General features: G+C 70.8%; 5 protein-coding genes. All 5 read right to left on the bottom strand.

The window, feature by feature from the left end; genetic code table 11:
- Nucleotides 1–68: 68 nt before the first annotated feature.
- Genes ACFPZI_RS31435 through ACFPZI_RS31455 form a run of 5 tightly spaced genes read right to left on the bottom strand, consistent with a single transcriptional unit; the run spans nucleotide 69 to nucleotide 2,908 of the window.
- Nucleotides 69–398: a hypothetical protein gene (locus ACFPZI_RS31435; RefSeq protein WP_381370315.1), complete on the bottom strand. Its 330-nt coding sequence runs from the start codon at nucleotides 396–398 to the stop codon at nucleotides 69–71.
- Nucleotides 398–610: an excisionase family DNA-binding protein gene (locus tag ACFPZI_RS31440; RefSeq protein ID WP_381370326.1), complete on the bottom strand. Its 213-nt coding sequence runs from the start codon at nucleotides 608–610 to the stop codon at nucleotides 398–400. Before ACFPZI_RS31440 ends, ACFPZI_RS31435 begins: the two co-directional genes overlap by 1 nt.
- Entirely contained in the window at nucleotides 610–2,031 is a 1,422-nt protein-coding gene (gene repSA / locus ACFPZI_RS31445) for a replication initiator protein RepSA (RefSeq protein ID WP_381370318.1), read from the bottom strand. Before repSA ends, ACFPZI_RS31440 begins: the two co-directional genes overlap by 1 nt.
- Nucleotides 2,028–2,762: a helix-turn-helix domain-containing protein gene (locus tag ACFPZI_RS31450; protein ID WP_381370321.1), complete on the bottom strand. Its 735-nt coding sequence runs from the start codon at nucleotides 2,760–2,762 to the stop codon at nucleotides 2,028–2,030. Before ACFPZI_RS31450 ends, repSA begins: the two co-directional genes overlap by 4 nt.
- The gene (locus ACFPZI_RS31455; RefSeq protein ID WP_381370324.1) at nucleotides 2,759–2,908 is read right to left on the bottom strand and encodes a hypothetical protein; all 150 of its coding nucleotides are present in this window, start codon (nucleotides 2,906–2,908) and stop codon (nucleotides 2,759–2,761) included. The genes ACFPZI_RS31450 and ACFPZI_RS31455 overlap by 4 nt, the downstream gene beginning before the upstream one ends.
- Nucleotides 2,909–3,083: the final 175 nt, after the last annotated feature.

Consider the following 3,083-nt stretch of genomic DNA (forward strand, 5'->3'; position numbering starts at 1 on the left):
CGCCACCAGATCACACGATCAAGCCCGCCGTACGGATCGCCATCGAACACCCGAGGGTTGGAAAACAGCTAGTCAGTGACGTTGACGTTCCCGAAGGTCGGCTCCAGGTGGTGCCGCAGGAGCGAGCCGTAGAGCTGGCGCGTGGTGTTGGTCAGCTCCCGCTCCGCAATCCAGGCGGCGGCGTACGAGCCGAACGGCACCTTCCCGGCGTCCGGGTCGTGCCAGTCGCCGCGCCGCATCTCGGTCTGTTTGTCGGCCAGCCAGGCGTCCGCGTCTCTCTTCGTGCGGAAGGTGTCCGGGGCAGGCCTCAGCAGCCCGTCAGGGCCGACGTAACGGGCCTGGTAGCGGCCGGACGGGAGTTTGCGCACACGGCCGAACTGTCGGCGCCTCGCGGCCATCAGGCAGCCCTCCTGAGCATCTCCGGACGAGCGGTGACCGGCTGGACGGTGTTCTCGGTGATGAAGGCGGACACGGCGCTCTCAGGGATGCGGACGTGCCGACCGACCTTGACGAAGGCGATCCGCCGCTCTTCGATCAGACGCCGAGGGAAGCGGACAGTCGTGCCGAGCAGCTCGGCCACCTGATGCACATCGAGAAGGCGTTCCACGATCACCACTCCCCCGTGGTCTCTTGGTCTTGCAAGTCGGTCAGGGCTTCGCGTGCGGTTTCGCGGTTCAGGCGGATGTCCCGGGCGATGGTGGCGGCGAGCCAGGATTCACCGGGGCTGTGGCCGTGTCCGGCGTAGGTCCAGTGGGCGAGGGTGAGCGTGGTGCCCTCCGTGTCGTCCAGGTCGGGCAGCCCGCGTTCGCGGCGTTCCTGTTGGGCGCGGTAGTCGGCGCGGACCTGGCGGCGTTCGGTCAGGGTGGAGGAGTAGGCGCGCGACTTGGTCATGAAGTGGCCGCGGAAGCCGAGCATGTGCGCCCAGCGCCACAGCAGCCGGTCCGGGTAGGCGTCATCGAGGGCCCGGCAGGCTTCGATCAGGCACCGGGTGTGCGCGGGCAGCGACAGGCGGTCGAGTTCCGCCAGTTCCCCGATGCGGCGGTCTACGGTCTCGGTTGCCTCGGCGGCTTTGGTGGCGTACTTGGCGACGTAGGAGGCGACCGCCTGATCGGTCAGCTCCACACCGTCCAGGCCGCCGATGGTCTGCACGTCGACTTGCGTGCCCCAGCGCAGAACCCGGGCGGGGAAGGCGCCGGCGGCAGGCACGGGCACGGCGACCCGAGCGGCGGCGGCCCTAATCGCGGCGTCCAGGAGAGCGACGGTGGCCCAGGCCGGGGGCGGGGCGTCGGGACCGTCCGGGCCGTCGAGGCGCACCACGGCGTGGAAGTGCACGGCCCCGCGTTTCTGGAACTCGGCGACCTTGCCGAAGGAGACCCGGCAGGTCTCGCGCAGGGCGGTTTGGGTGATGCCCGCGCGGGCGGCGACCTCCCGGCGCAGATAGATGGTGAAGCGGCGCCACAGGTCCCCGGCGTGGTTGTTCCACAGCACCGCCCCCGGATAGTCGTACCGCTCCGGATCGAGGGCGGTACCGAGTGCCGGGTCGTCGTCGGTGTGCTGGGCACCGCAGCGGCAGCGACCCGAGGCGGGGCGGTTGTGGACCGGGCCGAACGAGGGCGCGGTGAGGGTGGCGAACACGCCCGGATGCTGGCGGACCTCCCCCGGAATGCCCATCCGGGAGTCACCGGTGATCCCGGCCCGGATCAGGTGATAGACGTCCCCGGCATACGTCCAGGCGCAGGCCGGACAGCGCGAGGCACGGCGGTTACCGCACGCAACGCGTAACCGTCCGCCCGGCTCCTGCTCGGTGCTGTACGAGTACAGGACGTCACCGGTCGCACGGTCGCGGGTGACCGTCGAGCCCATCAGGTGGATGGGGTTGGAGCAGCCACCGGTTCGGCGGATCTGCTCCTGCCAGCGGTCGAAGCCGGGGGTGTTGGCGACCCTAAGCAGGTCGGCCAGGGTCAGCGGGTCGGTGCCCACGGCCGCCGCCACGTCAGCGACAGCGGCCGGAGCAACGGGAAGACGGGTCACGCGGCCACCGCCCGCAGATGCGAGACCGGCCGGGACGGGGTGGCGGTGGCGTAGAGGTGATCGAGGGTGGCCAGGTAGCCGCCGACCATCGGAGCCGACCCCAACCGGCGCAGGTGCAGCACCGGAGCCAGCGCCGGGGTCAGGCCGTCGATCGGCGTGGTGACCAACAGGTCATCATCGGCGCGCAGCACGTCGGCCCGCAGGCCCGGATGGGTGGACAGCCGCAGGCCGGGGACCGTCAGCAGCGAGGGGAACACGTCACCCAGTCCGGTCACCGGCCCGGCCGGGTCCTCGGGGGTGACGATCCGCACCCGGACCCCGGCGGCGGACTTGTCGGCCAGCAGCGTGGGCAGGTCCCAGACCGCGTCGGCCAGGAACAGCAGGTTGGCCACCGCCAGGTCGATGACCGTGGTGGCACCGGCCAGGGTGGAGCGCCACAGGCTGTAGGGGACGGTGGAGCGCATCGGGTAGCAGGCAACGACCTCGTCCTGAGCACTCGGCGTGGAGCGGCGGCGCTCGCCGAGCTTGGGCCACCGGTGGTAGGCGTCCGCACCCAGCAGCTTGGCGGCGGCTTCCGCGTTGCGGGCGTGCGGGGTCCGGTCCGAGTTCAGCCAGCGGTCCACCGACTTGGGGTCGATGCCGAGGTGATCGGCCAGGCCCTCGATGGTGACGTTCGCGGCGACCATGGCACCACGCAGCCGCTCGTTACCGGTGATCGTCGCGGCGGTCATGCGGCCACCGCCCCAGCGAGCCAGGACAGCGGCTTACCCGTCCCCCAGTCGAAGGGCACCGCCACCGGGCAGCACTCCCGACCACGGGCGTTGTGGACCAGGACACCGGCCCCGTCCACCTTGACCCAGTCGGCACCACCGGGCACGCCGCACGCCTGTCACGGCGAAGGGACGACCACGGCGTCGTCATGGCGAGAGAGAGGCAGCTAACGGCGCAGAGTGCGGAGCACGGCGCGTCACAGGCATGATGAGACCTCCCCTAGTACTCCAGCAGTACTTCGTGGCTTGACGTGGGGAAACGTCGAGCGGTGGGAGTGTAGC

It is taken from the genome of Streptomyces chlorus, from assembly GCF_042655885.1.
Classification (GTDB): domain Bacteria; phylum Actinomycetota; class Actinomycetes; order Streptomycetales; family Streptomycetaceae; genus Streptomyces; species Streptomyces chlorus.